Annotated in this window: 12 protein-coding genes; 2 read left to right on the top strand and 10 right to left on the bottom strand. The window is 71.0% G+C overall.

Annotation, left to right across the window (positions count from 1 at the left end; all coding sequences use genetic code 11):
* From VT52_RS29635 to VT52_RS29625, 3 genes are all read right to left on the bottom strand, one after another.
* A partial coding sequence (locus VT52_RS29635; RefSeq protein WP_071387712.1) for a transposase domain-containing protein occupies positions 1 to 789 on the bottom strand: 789 nt, incomplete at its 3' end.
* Positions 790 to 1,276: 487 nt separating this feature from the next.
* A complete protein-coding gene (locus VT52_RS29630) occupies positions 1,277 to 2,605 on the bottom strand; it encodes a class I SAM-dependent RNA methyltransferase (RefSeq protein WP_046418153.1) in 1,329 nt (442 codons plus the stop codon).
* Positions 2,606 to 2,769: 164 nt separating this feature from the next.
* Positions 2,770 to 4,818 carry an APC family permease gene (locus VT52_RS29625; protein WP_046418150.1) on the bottom strand — a complete coding sequence of 683 codons (2,049 nt, stop codon included), beginning with the start codon at positions 4,816 to 4,818 and terminating at the stop codon, positions 2,770 to 2,772.
* A 401-nt stretch (positions 4,819 to 5,219) separates the two neighbouring features.
* Between VT52_RS29625 and VT52_RS29620 the strand changes: the two genes are divergently transcribed.
* Positions 5,220 to 5,891 carry a potassium channel family protein gene (locus VT52_RS29620; protein WP_046418148.1) on the top strand — a complete coding sequence of 224 codons (672 nt, stop codon included), beginning with the start codon at positions 5,220 to 5,222 and terminating at the stop codon, positions 5,889 to 5,891.
* Positions 5,891 to 6,565, top strand: a complete 675-nt coding sequence (locus VT52_RS29615) for a potassium channel family protein (RefSeq protein ID WP_046418146.1) — start codon at positions 5,891 to 5,893, stop codon at positions 6,563 to 6,565. Before VT52_RS29620 ends, VT52_RS29615 begins: the two co-directional genes overlap by 1 nt.
* Before the next feature lie 101 nt (positions 6,566 to 6,666).
* On the opposite strand, the gene VT52_RS29610 is transcribed toward VT52_RS29615, so the two are convergent.
* The 7 genes from VT52_RS29610 to VT52_RS29580 form a co-directional block, all read right to left on the bottom strand.
* Positions 6,667 to 7,464, bottom strand: coding sequence for a DUF3159 domain-containing protein (locus VT52_RS29610; RefSeq protein WP_046418144.1), 798 nt, complete (start codon positions 7,462 to 7,464; stop codon positions 6,667 to 6,669).
* Positions 7,465 to 7,467: 3 nt separating this feature from the next.
* The gene (locus VT52_RS29605) at positions 7,468 to 7,866 is read right to left on the bottom strand and encodes an OB-fold nucleic acid binding domain-containing protein (RefSeq protein WP_079175357.1); all 399 of its coding nucleotides are present in this window, start codon (positions 7,864 to 7,866) and stop codon (positions 7,468 to 7,470) included.
* A 68-nt stretch (positions 7,867 to 7,934) separates the two neighbouring features.
* A complete protein-coding gene (locus VT52_RS29600) occupies positions 7,935 to 8,648 on the bottom strand; it encodes a response regulator (protein WP_046418139.1) in 714 nt (237 codons plus the stop codon).
* Entirely contained in the window at positions 8,642 to 11,236 is a 2,595-nt protein-coding gene (locus VT52_RS29595; protein ID WP_046418137.1) for a sensor histidine kinase, read from the bottom strand. Before VT52_RS29595 ends, VT52_RS29600 begins: the two co-directional genes overlap by 7 nt.
* 201 nt (positions 11,237 to 11,437) lie before the next feature.
* Complete coding sequence (locus tag VT52_RS29590; RefSeq protein WP_046418134.1) at positions 11,438 to 12,202, bottom strand: DUF3710 domain-containing protein; 765 nt, start codon at positions 12,200 to 12,202, stop codon at positions 11,438 to 11,440.
* A 1-nt stretch (position 12,203) separates the two neighbouring features.
* Positions 12,204 to 12,797, bottom strand: a complete 594-nt coding sequence (gene dut / locus VT52_RS29585; RefSeq protein WP_240509925.1) for a dUTP diphosphatase — start codon at positions 12,795 to 12,797, stop codon at positions 12,204 to 12,206.
* Positions 12,794 to 13,378: a PaaI family thioesterase gene (locus VT52_RS29580; protein WP_046418132.1), complete on the bottom strand. Its 585-nt coding sequence runs from the start codon at positions 13,376 to 13,378 to the stop codon at positions 12,794 to 12,796. The genes dut and VT52_RS29580 overlap by 4 nt, the downstream gene beginning before the upstream one ends.
* Positions 13,379 to 13,468 lie beyond the last annotated feature (90 nt).

Below are 13,468 nucleotides of genomic sequence, written 5' to 3'. Positions count from 1 at the left end.
CGCAGCCCGGGCCACCGCCCGTGTGTCGGCAAGCGGCTGGAGGACTGGTGGGCGGCGGCGCTGGCGGATGCGGCCCAGGACTTGTGCGCCGGTGGCGTGCACGGTGGTGAGGAAGTCGTTGCTGTCGAAGCCCCGGTCCCACAGCACCAGCATCTCGGGGCTCAGATGGTGCGTCAGCCTGGTGGCGTAGGAGGTCTCGCCCTCCCGAGTGGGCCCGAAGACCGCTGCGATCACGGCCCGGGTGCCGGTCTCGACCAGCGTCATCAGCTCGACCTGGGGATACCCGCCATGTGGGCACCGCCCCAGCCACTCCCGGTTGCGCTCGCTGTCCGGCACCTTGATCGAGCTGCAGCCGTCGAATGACACCGTCCGGTACGGACCAAACCGCACCCCCGACGTGGTCGGCCGGGCCAACGGCCCGGCCAGCACCTCGAACAACGCCCGCACCGGCGTGCTGCCGAGCCTTCGGCGCAGGTCACGGAGCGCCTTCGTGCTCGGGCGGACAACCGGAATCCCCGACAGGCCGGCCGTCATTTTGGCCCACACGAGCCGATAGCCGACCTCGGGGAAGAGACACATCGCCAGCAGGAAGTAGACCCCGACCCGCGAGGGAAGATCCCGCAGCCGGCGCTGCACGGTCCGTGTCTCCGACAAGACCGCATCGACCAGCTCGAACGGCATGATCGGCGTCAGCTCTCCCAGATGGCCCGGCGCGAACCGGCCCGCGGCCACTATGACCGTACGGGTGATGGTCGCCAGCGGCGGTGGCAGGACACAATGCTCGGGCAACGGAGCTCCTTCGGGAACAAGCTGTCTTGGACGACTGCCTGTACCAACGAGCTCCGTTGCTCCATGTCAGGACTTTCTCAACTCCCTTGCATGACCTGCGAAAACGCTAACTACCCGGCCTTGGGGAAACTTCAGTGAACCGCACCCGCCCTTCGGCCGACAGCCGCTCGACCAACTCCCGCGCCTTCGCTCTCCGCGCTTGAGCGACGGGACGCTCGCTGTAAGGCGAGGGTGAATCGCTAGGCACGGCGGCATCACCCCCCTCTCGAACGGCGCAGGAACTTGGTCAGACTTGGCACACACCGTACGCGCCGACAAGCGAACCCACCGACGATCCGAGGCGCACTACCCCTCGGCAGGACCGCGAGATACACCTGACACATCATCAGAACGAGCGTCAAGGTACCTCGGAGAGCGTCATTTGAGCGTCAAGATTCCGCCCGTAACGCCCATAGCACACATCCCGCACACCGAGTAAAGCCGCAGGTCAGCGGCCCTTTTCGGCAGGCTCCAGAATAGCCACGCACTCCACGTGGTGGGTCATCGGAAACAGATCGAACGCCCGCAGCGTCCGCACCCGGTACCCGTTCTCCCCGAAGTACCCCAGGTCCCGCGCCAGCGCCGCCGGATCGCACGCCACGTACGCGATGCGCCGCGCCCGCAGTGACGCGAGGTGCTTGACCGTGTCGCGGCCGGCGCCCGCGCGGGGCGGGTCGAGGACGATCAGGTCGACCTCGGTGATGCCGGTGCGCGGGAGGACGGATTCGACCTTGCCCTGTTCGATGCGGACGCGGGGGAAGTCGGCCAGGTTGTGGCGCGCGTCCTCGACCGCGCGTTTGCCGGACTCGATGCCGAGGACCGCGCCCTTGTCGCCGAGGCGGTCGGCGAGGGCGCCGGCGAAGAGGCCGACACCGCAGTAGAGGTCGAGGGCCATCTCGCCCTTGCGTGGGAGCAGGCCCTGCATGACGGCGGTGACGAGGGTGTCCGCCGCCTTCGGGTGGACCTGCCAGAAGCCGCCGGCGCCGACGCGGTGGGTACGGCCGTCCGCGCGCTCGCGGACGAAGGGGCGGCCGTGCACGCGGTGCACGCCGCCGGACTTCTCGTCGACCCGCATGACCGAGACCGGCTTGTCCAGCTCGACCAGGGGGAGGCGGCCGCCCGGACGCGGGGTGAGGATCACCTGGCGGTCCTGGGAACCCGTCGCCGCGATCGCCTCGACCGACTCCATGCCGGCCCACTCGTGCTTCTCGACGCCCAGCTCGGACACACCGGGCGCCGCGATCATGCAGTGGTCGATGCGCTCGACCTCGTGCGAGCGGTGCCGGCGCAGACCCGCGTGGCCCTCGGCGTCGACCGCGTACTGCACCCGGGTGCGCCACTGCGGCACCTCGCCGGCGGGAAGCTTGTCACCCTCGGCCGGGACCACCGTGCCGTCCCAGCCCGCCTCCTCGGGGGTGAGGCCCGCGAGGCGCCGGAGCTGCTCGGCGAGCACGTCCGCCTTCAGCCGGCGCTGGGCGCCCGGCTTGGCGTGCTGCCAGTCGCAGCCGCCGCAGCGGCCGGGCCCGGCGAAGGGGCAGGGGGCCTCGATGCGGTCCTTGGACGCCTCCAGGATCCGTACGGCGTCGGCGCGCAGGAAGCGGGCGCCCTCCTCGCCCTCGGTCACCTTCGCCACCACCCGCTCGCCCGGCAGCGCGTGCCGGACGAAGAGGACCTGGCCCTCGGCGGTACGGGCGATGCAGTGGCCGCCATGGGCGACGGGGCCGATCTCGACCTCGTACTCCTCGCCCACCAGAGACGTGGTCGGTTCTGCCTGCATGGTGGGTGGCTCCAGAGGATCGGGTTCGCGGCGGAGGGACAGCGCGACCGCGGAACGCGGACGAGCTGCGGAGACGGGTCCGGGGCGGTCGAGCGCAGCCTGGTGGACCGACAACAGCCCACCAGTCTACGGCCTCGCCGCCCCGGACCCGTACGCCGGTCTCGTCAGTCCTTCGCCGACGACTCCTTGGGCCGCTCCCCCGCCGGGCCGCGGCGGACCGCGCCGGGCGCGCTCCACTCCTGGCGCCTGCGGGCCCGCATCTTGGCCGCCTCGGAGGAGGCCAGCTGGTAGGGCACGGAGGTGACCATCACGCCGGGCGTGAACAGCAGGCGGCCCTTCAGGCGCAGGGCGCTCTGGTTGTGCAGCAGGTGCTCGTACCAGTGGCCGACCACGTACTCGGGGATGATCACGGAGACCGCGTCGCGCGGGGACTCCTTGCGCAGGCCCTTGACGTACTCGATCACCGGCCGGGTGACCTCGCGGTACGGCGAGTCGAGCACCTTCAGCGGTACGTCGATGCCGCGCCGCTCCCATTCCTCGCGCAGCGCCTTGGTCTCGGCCGGGTCCACGTTGACCGTGAGCGCCTCCAGGCCGTCGGAGCGCATCAGCTTGGCGTAGGCCAGAGCCCGCAGGGTCGGGCGGTGGATCTTGGAGATCAGCACCACGGAGTGCACACGGGAGGGGCGGACCAGGTCGTCGTCCGGCTCCTCGGGCGCGGCAATCTCCTCGGCGACGCGGTCGTAGTGCTTGCGGATCGCGGTCATGGTCGCGAAGAAGATGCACATGCCCAGCAGGGCCACCCAGGCGCCGTGCGTGAACTTGGTGACCAGGACGACGACCAGCACCAGGCCGGTGAGGAAGGCGCCGAAGGTGTTGATCGCCCGCGAGCGCATCATGTGGCGGCGCTTGGCCTGGTCCTTCTCGACCGCGAGGTGGCGGTTCCAGTGCCGGACCATGCCGGTCTGGCTCAGCGTGAAGGACACGAACACGCCGACGATGTAGAGCTGGATCAGGCGCGTGGAGTCGGCGCCGTAGATCACGGTCAGCAGCGCGGCGGCGCCGGCGAGCAGCACGATGCCGTTGGAGAAGGCGAGCCGGTCGCCGCGGGTGTGCAGCTGGCGGGGCAGGTAGCGGTCCTGGGCGAGGATCGAGCCGAGCAGCGGGAAGCCGTTGTACGCGGTGTTGGCCGCGAGGAACAGCACCAGCGCGGTCGCGGCCGCCAGGAGCACGAACAGGAAGCTTCCCTTGCCGAAGACCGCCGCGGCGACCTGGGAGATCACCGGGTCCTGGACGTAGCCGGAGCCGAGCGCATGGCCGTTGCGCAGCAGGTCGGTGGCCGGGTTCTCGGCCATGCGGACGTTGGTCGCCACGGCCAGGGCGATGATGCCGCAGAACATGGTGACGGCCAGCAGGCCCATCGCCGCGAGCGTGGACGCCGCGTTCTTCGACTTGGGCTTGCGGAAGGCCGGGACACCGTTGGAGATGGCCTCGACGCCGGTCAGGGCGGCACAGCCGGAGGAGAAGGCGCGCAGCATCAGGAAGACCAGCGCGAAGCCCGCGAGCCCCTGGTGCTCGGCCCTGATGTGGAAGCCGGCGGTCGGCGCCCGCATGGCGTCGCCGAGCACCAGGCCGCGGAACGCGCCCCACAGGATCATGATGAAGACGCCGCCGACGAACACGTACGTCGGGATCGCGAAGAGCTTGCCCGACTCCTTGACGCCGCGCAGGTTCATCAGCGTCAGCAGGACGATCACGACGGTCGCGCAGAGCACCTTGTGCTCGACCACGAACGGGATGGCCGAGCCGAGGTTCTCGATACCGGAGGCGATGGACACCGCGACCGTCAGCACGTAGTCCACGAGCAGGGCGCTCGCGACGGTGAGGCCCGCCTTGGGACCGAGGTTGGTGGTCGCCACCTCGTAGTCGCCGCCACCGCTCGGGTAGGCGTGCACGTTCTGGCGGTAGGAGGCGACCACCGTGAACATCAGCACGACGACCGCGACGGCGATCCAGGGGCTGAAGTGGTACGCCGACACGCCCGCGACGGACAGGACCAGCAGAACCTCCCCCGGCGCGTAGGCGACAGAGGACAGCGGGTCGGAGGCGAAGACGGGGAGTGCGATGCGCTTCGGCAGGAGGGTCTCCCCCAGCCGGTCACTGCGCAGTGCGCGCCCGATCAGGATCCGTTTGGGCACGTCGGTCAGTTTGGACACGAGAGAGGATCGTAAGCCTTCGAACTGGCAGCCGCCCACCCCGTCCGCAATATCTTTCCCAAGGGTGGACCCGGTGGCGGTGTGATGTGCGGATTCCGTGGCGCGGGCTCGGGTCGTGCCTGGACGGCAAACCCCCGCTGTCGCCGCCCCGTGGAGGCCCCATGCGGCCGACCGCTGAGCTGATCGGGACGGTGCTCGCTCCGGCCCGCCTCGGAATCCTGACCGTGCGCAGCATCACTCGCAAACGAGCGGAGGAGACTCTGTGAGACCGTACGAGCCCGGTGCGCGCGCCGTACGGGACACCGGGGGTGCCCGGTGAGGGTGATGCGTGTGTAGCTTGGGCGGCGGTCTGAGAACCTGTTAAGGCCAAGCCAACGACTCTTGACATCGGAAGGACGGTCGTGCACATCGTCATCATGGGCTGCGGGCGAGTAGGCTCCGCTCTCGCCCAGACCCTGGAGCAACAGGGGCACACGGTCGCCGTGATCGACCAGGACCCGACCGCCTTCCGTCGGCTGGGACCGGGATTCGGAGGCCGCCGGGTCACCGGAGTCGGCTTCGACCAGGACACCCTGCGCGAGGCGGGGATCGAGGAGGCGGGCGCCTTCGCGGCCGTCTCCAGCGGCGACAACTCCAACATCATCTCCGCGCGGGTCGCGCGCGAGATGTTCGGCGTGGAGAACGTGGCCGCCCGTATCTACGACCCTCGGCGCGCCGAGGTCTACCAGCGCCTCGGTATCCCGACCGTGGCCACGGTCCGCTGGACCGCCGACCAGATGCTGCGCCGGCTGCTGCCCTCCGGGGCCGAGCCGCTGTGGCGCGACCCCACCGGCGGCGTGCAGCTCGCCGAGGTGCACGCCTCCTCGAAGTGGGTCGGTCACAAGATCAGCAGGATGCAGGAGGACACGGGCGTCCGGGTGGCGTTCCTGACCCGGCTGGGCGAGGCGATCCTGCCCACCTCCCAGACGGTCCTCCAGGAGGGCGACCTCGTGCACGTGATGATGCGGGCGGACGACGTGGACACGGTCGAGGCCGCGTTCGCCGGGGGTCCGGAAGAGGAGGGCGGTCACTGATGAGGGTCGCCATTGCCGGAGCCGGCGCCGTCGGCCGCTCGATCGCGGGCGAGCTGCTGGAGAACGGCCACGAGGTCCTGCTCATCGACAAGGCCCCGACCGCCATCTCGGTGGAGCGGGTGCCGCAGGCGGAGTGGCTGCTGGCCGACGCCTGCGAGATCACGTCCCTGGACGAGGCGGCGCTCCAGCGCTGCAACGTGGTGATCGCCGCCACGGGTGACGACAAGGTCAACCTGGTGGTCTCGCTGCTCGCCAAGACGGAGTACGGCGTCCCGCGTGTCGTCGCCCGCGTCAACAACCCCAAGAACGAGTGGCTGTTCAACGAGGCGTGGGGCGTGGACGTGGCCGTGTCCACCCCGCGTCTGATGTCCGCCCTGGTCGAGGAGGCGGTGAGCGTCGGCGACCTGGTACGGCTGCTGCGCTTCAGCCACGGCGACGCCAACCTGGTGGAGCTCACGCTGCCCGAGGAGTCGGCGCTGGCCGGCACCCAGGTCGGGGACGTGCACTGGCCCGAGGACACCTCGCTGGTGACCATCATCCGGGGCACCAGGGTGCTGACGCCGTCCCGGGAGGACTCCCTGGAGGCGGGCGACGAACTGCTGTTCGTGGCGGCGCAGGCCCGGGAGGAGCAGCTGGAGGAGCTGCTGTCGGTGCGCAAGCGGGAAGAGGCCTGACGGGCCGGAGCGGACGGGCCTGCGGGCCCTGAGACGCGGAAGGGCGCCCTTGTCACCAAGGGCGCCCTTCCGCGTCTCAGTGGCCGTCTACGGTACGGCGCTCACGTCCGCCTGCGATGGCGGCCCGGCGTGGGCTCGGGCTCGCCGCTCTCCGCGGCGAGCGCGGCCTTGCGCTCCTCCTCCGCCTTCTCGGCCCGCTCCTCGGCCTCCATCTCCGCGAAGACGTCGATCGGCGCGGGCGCCTTGGCGAGGAAGACCCAGGTGAGCCAGACGGCGAGCAGGAAGGGCGGGATCTTCAGGGCGACCAGGACCCAGCCGAGCCGGGTGGTGTCGGACCACCAGTACAGCGGGAAGAGGATCGCGCACTTGGCGAGCAGGATCAGGCCCCAGGCCCAACTCGACTTCGCGTAGGCCTTCTTGCGGCCGGGGTTACGGGTGCGCCAGGAGAGGTTCTCCTTGAAGACCGGGCCCAGCACGACACCGATCAGCGGGACCCCGAGGAGGGTGGTGACGATGTAGGCGAGCGCCAGGCCCAGCGTGTAGAGCATGCCCGGGAGGTAGAAGTCCTTGGCATTGCCGGTGAACATGGCGAACACCACGCCGAAGACCACGCCGAACACACCGCTGAAGGCGTGCTTGACGGTGTCCTTCATGGCGAGCCGGACCACGACCAGCACCAGGGAGACCGCCAGCGCGGCGATCGCGGAGAGGTGCAGGTCCTTGTCGACCGTGAAGATCGCGACGAACAGCAGGCCCGGCACGACCGTCTCGACCATGCCGCGGACGCCGCCGAAGGCCTCGAACAGCGCCGCCTCCGTCACCGCACGGGCGTCGCCTTCGCCGGGCTCGCCGGGCGGGGTCTGGTCGGTGTCTTCGGTCGGCTTGTCGAGGGACGTCACCGGCTACTCCCGTCCGAGGGGTCGCAGTTCGTACTTCGGGTTGAACAGCACCCGGCGGCCTCGGCTCAGCGAGATCCGTCCCGATGCGATCAGCTTGCGCCCCGGTTCTATGCCCACGATGGAACGCCTGCCGAGCCACACCACGTCCAGCGCCGCCGAGCCGTCGAACAGCTCGGCCTCCAGGGCCGGGACTCCGGCGCGCGGACGCAGGGTGACCGTGCGCAAGGTACCAGTTACCGTGACGATCTGCCGGTCCTGGCAGTCGCCGATCTTCGTACAACCCGATGTCTCGGCGTCCTCGCGCAGCTCCTCGGACTCCAGGTCCTCCTGAGACGTGGAGAGCCGGTCGAGCATGCGCCGGAACCGGCCGGCCGGCTTTTCTGGACGAGGAACAGCACTCATATCTGAAGCGTACCGGGGCCCGCCGACAGCGCCGTATCCCCGCTCACACTCGCCCGGTACGCGCCTCCTCACTTCTCGAACCGGTACCCCATCCCGGGCTCCGTGATGAAGTGCTTCGGGTGCGAGGGGTCGGCCTCCAGCTTGCGGCGCAACTGGGCCATGTAGACGCGCAGGTAGTTCGTCTCCGTCCCGTAGGACGGCCCCCACACCTCCTGGAGGAGCTGTTTCTGGCTGACCAGGCGGCCGGTGTTGCGGACCAGCACCTCCAGGAGGTGCCATTCCGTGGGGGTGAGCCGGACGTCGCGTCCGCCGCGGTGGACCTTCTTGGCGGCCAGGTCGACGGCGAAACCCTCGGTCTCCACCGTGGTGACGTCGTCCTCGCCGGCGCCGACCGGCTCGGCGCGGCGCACGGCGGCGCGCAGCCGGGCCAGCAGTTCGTCCATGCCGAAGGGCTTGGTGACGTAGTCGTCGGCCCCCGCGTCCAGGGCCTCGACCTTCTCGTCGGAGGAGTGGCGCGCGGACAGCACCAGGATCGGCACCCGGGTCCAGCCGCGCAGGCCCCTGATCACCTCGACGCCGTCCATGTCGGGCAGACCCAGGTCGAGGACGACCACGTCGGGGTGGCGGGAGGCGGCGAGATCGAGGGCGGTCCTGCCGTCGGCGGCCGCGTCGACGTCGTACTTGCGTGCCTTGAGGTTGATCACGAGGGCACGCACGATCTGCGGCTCGTCGTCGACCACGAGGACCCGCGTGGGGGTCCGGTCCCCGCTCGGGCTCAGCATAGGGTCTGCCTTTCTGGTTCCGCGCTGCCCGGCCCACCGTGGGCCGGGGCGGGGGTGGACGCCGTTTCGGGGGACTCCGTGGCCGGCTGCCGCCCCTGGTTGCCGCGCAGGCTCAGGACCATGGTGAGGCCGCCGCCCGGGGTGTCCTCCGCGGTCAGGGTGCCGCCCATGGCCTCGGCGAAGCCCCGGGCGACCGCGAGGCCGAGTCCGACGCCCGCGCCGCGCGGGGCGTCGCCGTAGCGCTGGAAGGGTTCGAAGATACGGTCCTTCGCCGCGTCCGGCACACCGGGGCCGCGGTCCACCACGCGGACCTCCACCCGGTCGGCGAGGGCGCTGGCGGAGACCAGGACGCGGCGGCCGTGCGGGCTGTACTTGACGGCGTTCTCCACGAGGTTGGCCACCGAGCGCTCCAGCAGCCCGGGGTCGGCCAGGATCATCGGCAGGGTCTCGGGCACGTCCAGGTCGATGCTGTCCTCCGGAACGCCGCCCAGCGCCATCGGCACGACCTCGTCCACGTCGATCTCGCGCATCAGCGGGGTGACCGTTCCGGTCTGCAGGCGGGACATGTCCAGGAGGTTGCCGACGAGGTGGTCGAGCCGGTCGGCGCCCTCCTCGATGCCCTCCAGCAACTCGGCGCGGTCCTCCTCGGACCAGTCGACGTCGGCGGAGCGCAGCGAGGAGACGGCGGCCTTGATCCCGGCCAGCGGGGTGCGCAGGTCGTGGCTGACGGCGGCCAGCAGGGCGGTGCGGATGCGGTTGCCCTCGGCGAGCGTCCGGGCGCGGTCGGCCTCCTCCTGGAGGCGCCTGCGGTCGAGGACGACGGCCGCCTGGGCGCCGAAGGCGGCGAGCACCCTGCGGTCCTCGGCGGGCAGCACCCGCCCGGTCAGGGCGAGCGCCATGTGGTCGCCGACGGGCATGTCGACGTCGGCGTCCTCGGGCCGCTCCAGGCCGGGCCCGAAACCGGCCCGGCCGGCGCAGGTCCACGGTTCGACGTCGCTCTGCCGCTCCAGCAGGGCCGCCGACTCCATCGCGAAGGTCTCCCGGAGCCGCTCCAGCAGCTCCTCCAGGCTGGTCTCGCCGCGCAGCACATTTCCGGCGAGGAAGGACAGGATCTCGGACTCGGCTCGCAGCCGGGCCGCCTGATGGGTGCGGCGGGCGGCGAGGTCCACCACGGAGGCGACCGACACGGCGACGCCGAAGAAGATCACTATGGCGACGATGTTGTTCGGGTCGGCGATGGTCCAGCGGTGCAGCGGCGGTGTGTAGAAGTAGTTCAGCAGCAAAGAGCCGAACGCCACCGAGGCGAGGGCGGGCAGCAGACCGCCGAGCAGGGCCGCCGCGACCGTGACGGCCAGGAACAGCAGCATGTCGTTGGCGAGGCCGATGTCGACGATGTTCAGCAGCAGCGCCAGCACGGCGGGGCCCGCGATCCCCATGGCCCAGCCCGAGATGATCCGCGTACGGCCGAGCCGGGCACCGCGCGCCACGGGCAGCCCGCGGCCCTTGGCGACCTCCTCGTGGGTGACGATGTGGACGTCGAGGTCGGGGCCGGACTCCCGGGCGACGGTGGCGCCGACGCCGGGTCCGAAGACGTACTGCCATGCCTTGCGGCGTGAGGAGCCGAGCACGATCTGCGTGGCGTTGACGCCACGTGCGAAGTCCAGGAGCGCGGCCGGGATGTCGTCGCCGACCACGTGGTGGAAGGTGCCGCCGAGGTCCTCCACGAGGGTGCGCTGGACGGCGAGTTCCTTCGGGGAGGCGGCGGTCAGCCCGTCGCTGCGGGCGATGTAGACGGCGAGCACCTCGCCACCGGCGCCCTTCTCGGCGAGCCGGGCGGCGCGGCGGATGAGCGTACGGCCCTCGGGCCCGCCGGTCAGCCCGACCACGATCCGCTCCCGCGAACCCCAGATCTTCGAGACCCGGTGCTCGCTGCGGTACTGGTTCAGGTACTCGTCCACCCGGTCGGCGACCCACAGCAGCGCCAGTTCACGCAGGGCGGTGAGGTTGCCGGGGCGGAAGTAGTTGGACAGCGCCGCGTCGACCTTGTCGGGCTGGTAGATGTTCCCGTGTGCCATCCGGCGGCGCAGCGCCTCCGGGGACATGTCGACCAGCTCGATCTGGCCGGCCCGCCGTACCACCTCGTCGGGGACGGTCTCGCGCTGGCGTACCCCGGTGATGGACTCGACCACGTCGCCGAGTGATTCCAGGTGCTGGATATTGACGGTCGAGATGACGTCGATCCCGGCGGCGAGCAGTTCCCCGACGTCCTGCCAGCGCTTGGCGTTGCGCGAGCCGGGGATGTTGGTGTGGGCGAGTTCGTCCACCAGGGCGACGGCGGGTGCCCTGCGCAGCACGGCGTCGACGTCCATCTCCCCGAAGACACCCCCGCGGTACTCCAGTTCCTTGCGGGGCACCTGTTCGAGGCCCTGCAGCATCACCTCGGTACGCGGCCGCCCATGGTGCTCCACGAACGCCACGACGCAGTCCGTACCGCGCTCGACACGCCGGTGGGCCTCGGCGAGCATCGCGTACGTCTTCCCGACGCCCGGCGCCGCCCCGAGATAGATCCGCAGCTTCCCGCGTGCCATGGCTCCATTGTCTTCCGCTCGCCCCTGCCTACGCAGCGTCGACCTTACGGCCAACGACGGGGACAAACCGGATGAGGGCGGGCGTACGAGAGCACTTTGACGGAACCCTGATGGCGGCGGGGCCCGCATCCCGTGCGCGGGCGCGAAAACGGGCCGCTCCCCACGAAGGCGCGGCCCGTCTGCGGATACGTCAGCGGACGGTCAGCGGACTTCCGTGATCTCCGGACCCCGCTGAAGCTGTCCCATGCCCCCGGAGAACCGCGAACCCTCCTCCTGCTGGACCCCCTCGGGAACCATCTGGGCGTCGTTCGGCAGCTTGAGCACGATCGGGTCGCGGGGCGCCATCGGGCCCTCGCCGCGGACCACGACCGTGTCCCGGAAGATCTGCTCCAGCAGCCCGGCGGCCTGCGGCTGCACCGCGCCCTGCCCGGAGATCACACCGCGCAGGAACCAGCGGGGACCGTCGACACCGACGAACCGCACCACCTGGAAGCCGCCCGTGCCGTCCGGCAGCTGCACCGGCACCTGGGCCCGCAGCTCCCAGCCGAGCGGACCCTCGACCTCGTCGACGATGCCGCCCTGCTGGGTGATCCCGGCCCCGATCTCCTCGCGGACCTCGCCCCAGATACCCTCGCGCTTGGGCGCGGCGAAGGCCTGGAGCTGGACGGCGCTGTCGTTCAGGACGACAGTGGCGGCCACGATCGCGTCACCCGCGACCTCGACCCGCAGCTCCATGCCGTCCACACCCGGCACGAACAGACCGCCGAGGTCCACGCGGCCCTCGGCCGGGTCGCTCACCTCGGTGCTGTCCCACGGGCCCTCGGGCCGCGGGCCGGGCTCCAGCCGGACGCGCTCGCGCTCGGCCTCCGCTTCCTCGTCCGCCTCGGTGTCGACGCTGTCGACGACCTGCTCGGCCTCGCCGGCCGCGTCCTCGGCGGCACCCTTCTTGTTGCGACGTCCGAACACGTCACTGTCCTTCCCGGTCGGATACGACCGAAGCGTATCGATTCCCACCCGTCGGACCGCCCTCGGCGGACCGACCGCTTGTGCCGCTCTCGTCGCCCACCGCGGCATGGCCACCGGTGGACCCGAAGCCCCCTTCGGCCCGCGCCGAGCCGGGAAGCTCCGCGACCTCCCGGAAGCGGACCCTCTCGACCTGCTGGACGACCAGTTGGGCAATCCGGTCGAAACGCTCGAACCGCACGCTCTCGCGCGGGTCGAGATTCACCACGATCACCTTGATCTCCCCACGGTACCCGGCATCAACCGTCCCTGGAGCATTCACCAGGGCGACACCGCAGCGGGCCGCGAGACCGGAACGTGGGTGCACGAAGGCCGCGTACCCCTCCGGGAGGGCGATCGACACCCCCGTGGGCAGAACGGCCCGCTCACCGGGGGCCAGCTCGCACGCCTCGGTGGTGCGCAGATCGGCGCCGGCGTCACCGGGATGCTCGTACGCCGGAAGCGGTACGTCCGGATCCACGCGCCGGATCCGCACGTCCAGGATCCGCACGTCCAGCGGGGGACGGCCGCCGGGGCCCGCGGACTCCTGCGGACTCACGGGTTCACCTCGAAGGCACGGGCCCGGCGGACCTGGTCGGGGTCGTCCATCGCCGCCCGGATCTCCTCCGGGCGGCCGTGGTCGATGAAGTGGTCGACCTTCACCTCGACGAAGAGGGCGTCGGCGCGGACGGCGACCGGTCCGTCGGGGCCGTCGAGGCGGCCGACGGCACGGGAGTAGATCTTCCGGCCGGCGACGGCCGTGACCTCGGCCGCGAGATGGAGCGTGGTGCCGACGGGGACGGGCCGCACGTAGTCGGTCTCCAGCCGCCCGGTCACGGCGACGGTCCGCAGCAGCCAGTTCAGTGAGCCCAGGGTCTCGTCCAGGGCGGTGGCCAGCACCCCGCCGTGGGCGAGGCCGGGAGCACCCTGGTGGGCGGGCTGGACGGTGAACTCGGCGGTCAGGGTGACGCCCTCGCCGGCCCGTGCCTCCAGGTGCAGTCCGTGCGACTGCCCGGGGCCGCAGCCGAAACAGTGTTCGTAGTGGGCGCCGAGAAGGTCCCCGGGTGCGGGCGCGTCGGGGTGCCGTACCGGTTTCACCGCGTCGGCTGGGGGCTGAAGGCTTGCGGAACTACCACTCACGAGCGCAGACCTTACCCGCCCACCCGTCACCCACCACCGCCCTACCCGACGGCGCTCCGCACCGGCCCCCCTCACCCTCGCCCGTCACCC

This window comes from Streptomyces malaysiense, assembly GCF_000980885.2.
GTDB classification, from domain to species: domain Bacteria; phylum Actinomycetota; class Actinomycetes; order Streptomycetales; family Streptomycetaceae; genus Streptomyces; species Streptomyces malaysiense.
This window is presented reverse-complemented; position numbering and strand designations above follow the sequence as displayed.

Coding starts and splice junctions, on each gene's coding strand:
- VT52_RS29630 (WP_046418153.1), bottom strand. CDS start 2,605: ATGCAGGCAGAACCGACCACGTCTCTGGTGGGCGAGGAGTACGAGGTC.
- VT52_RS29615 (WP_046418146.1), top strand. CDS start 5,891: ATGAGGGTCGCCATTGCCGGAGCCGGCGCCGTCGGCCGCTCGATCGCG.
- VT52_RS29605 (WP_079175357.1), bottom strand. CDS start 7,866: ATGAGTGCTGTTCCTCGTCCAGAAAAGCCGGCCGGCCGGTTCCGGCGC.
- VT52_RS29600 (WP_046418139.1), bottom strand. CDS start 8,648: ATGCTGAGCCCGAGCGGGGACCGGACCCCCACGCGGGTCCTCGTGGTC.
- VT52_RS29595 (WP_046418137.1), bottom strand. CDS start 11,236: ATGGCACGCGGGAAGCTGCGGATCTATCTCGGGGCGGCGCCGGGCGTC.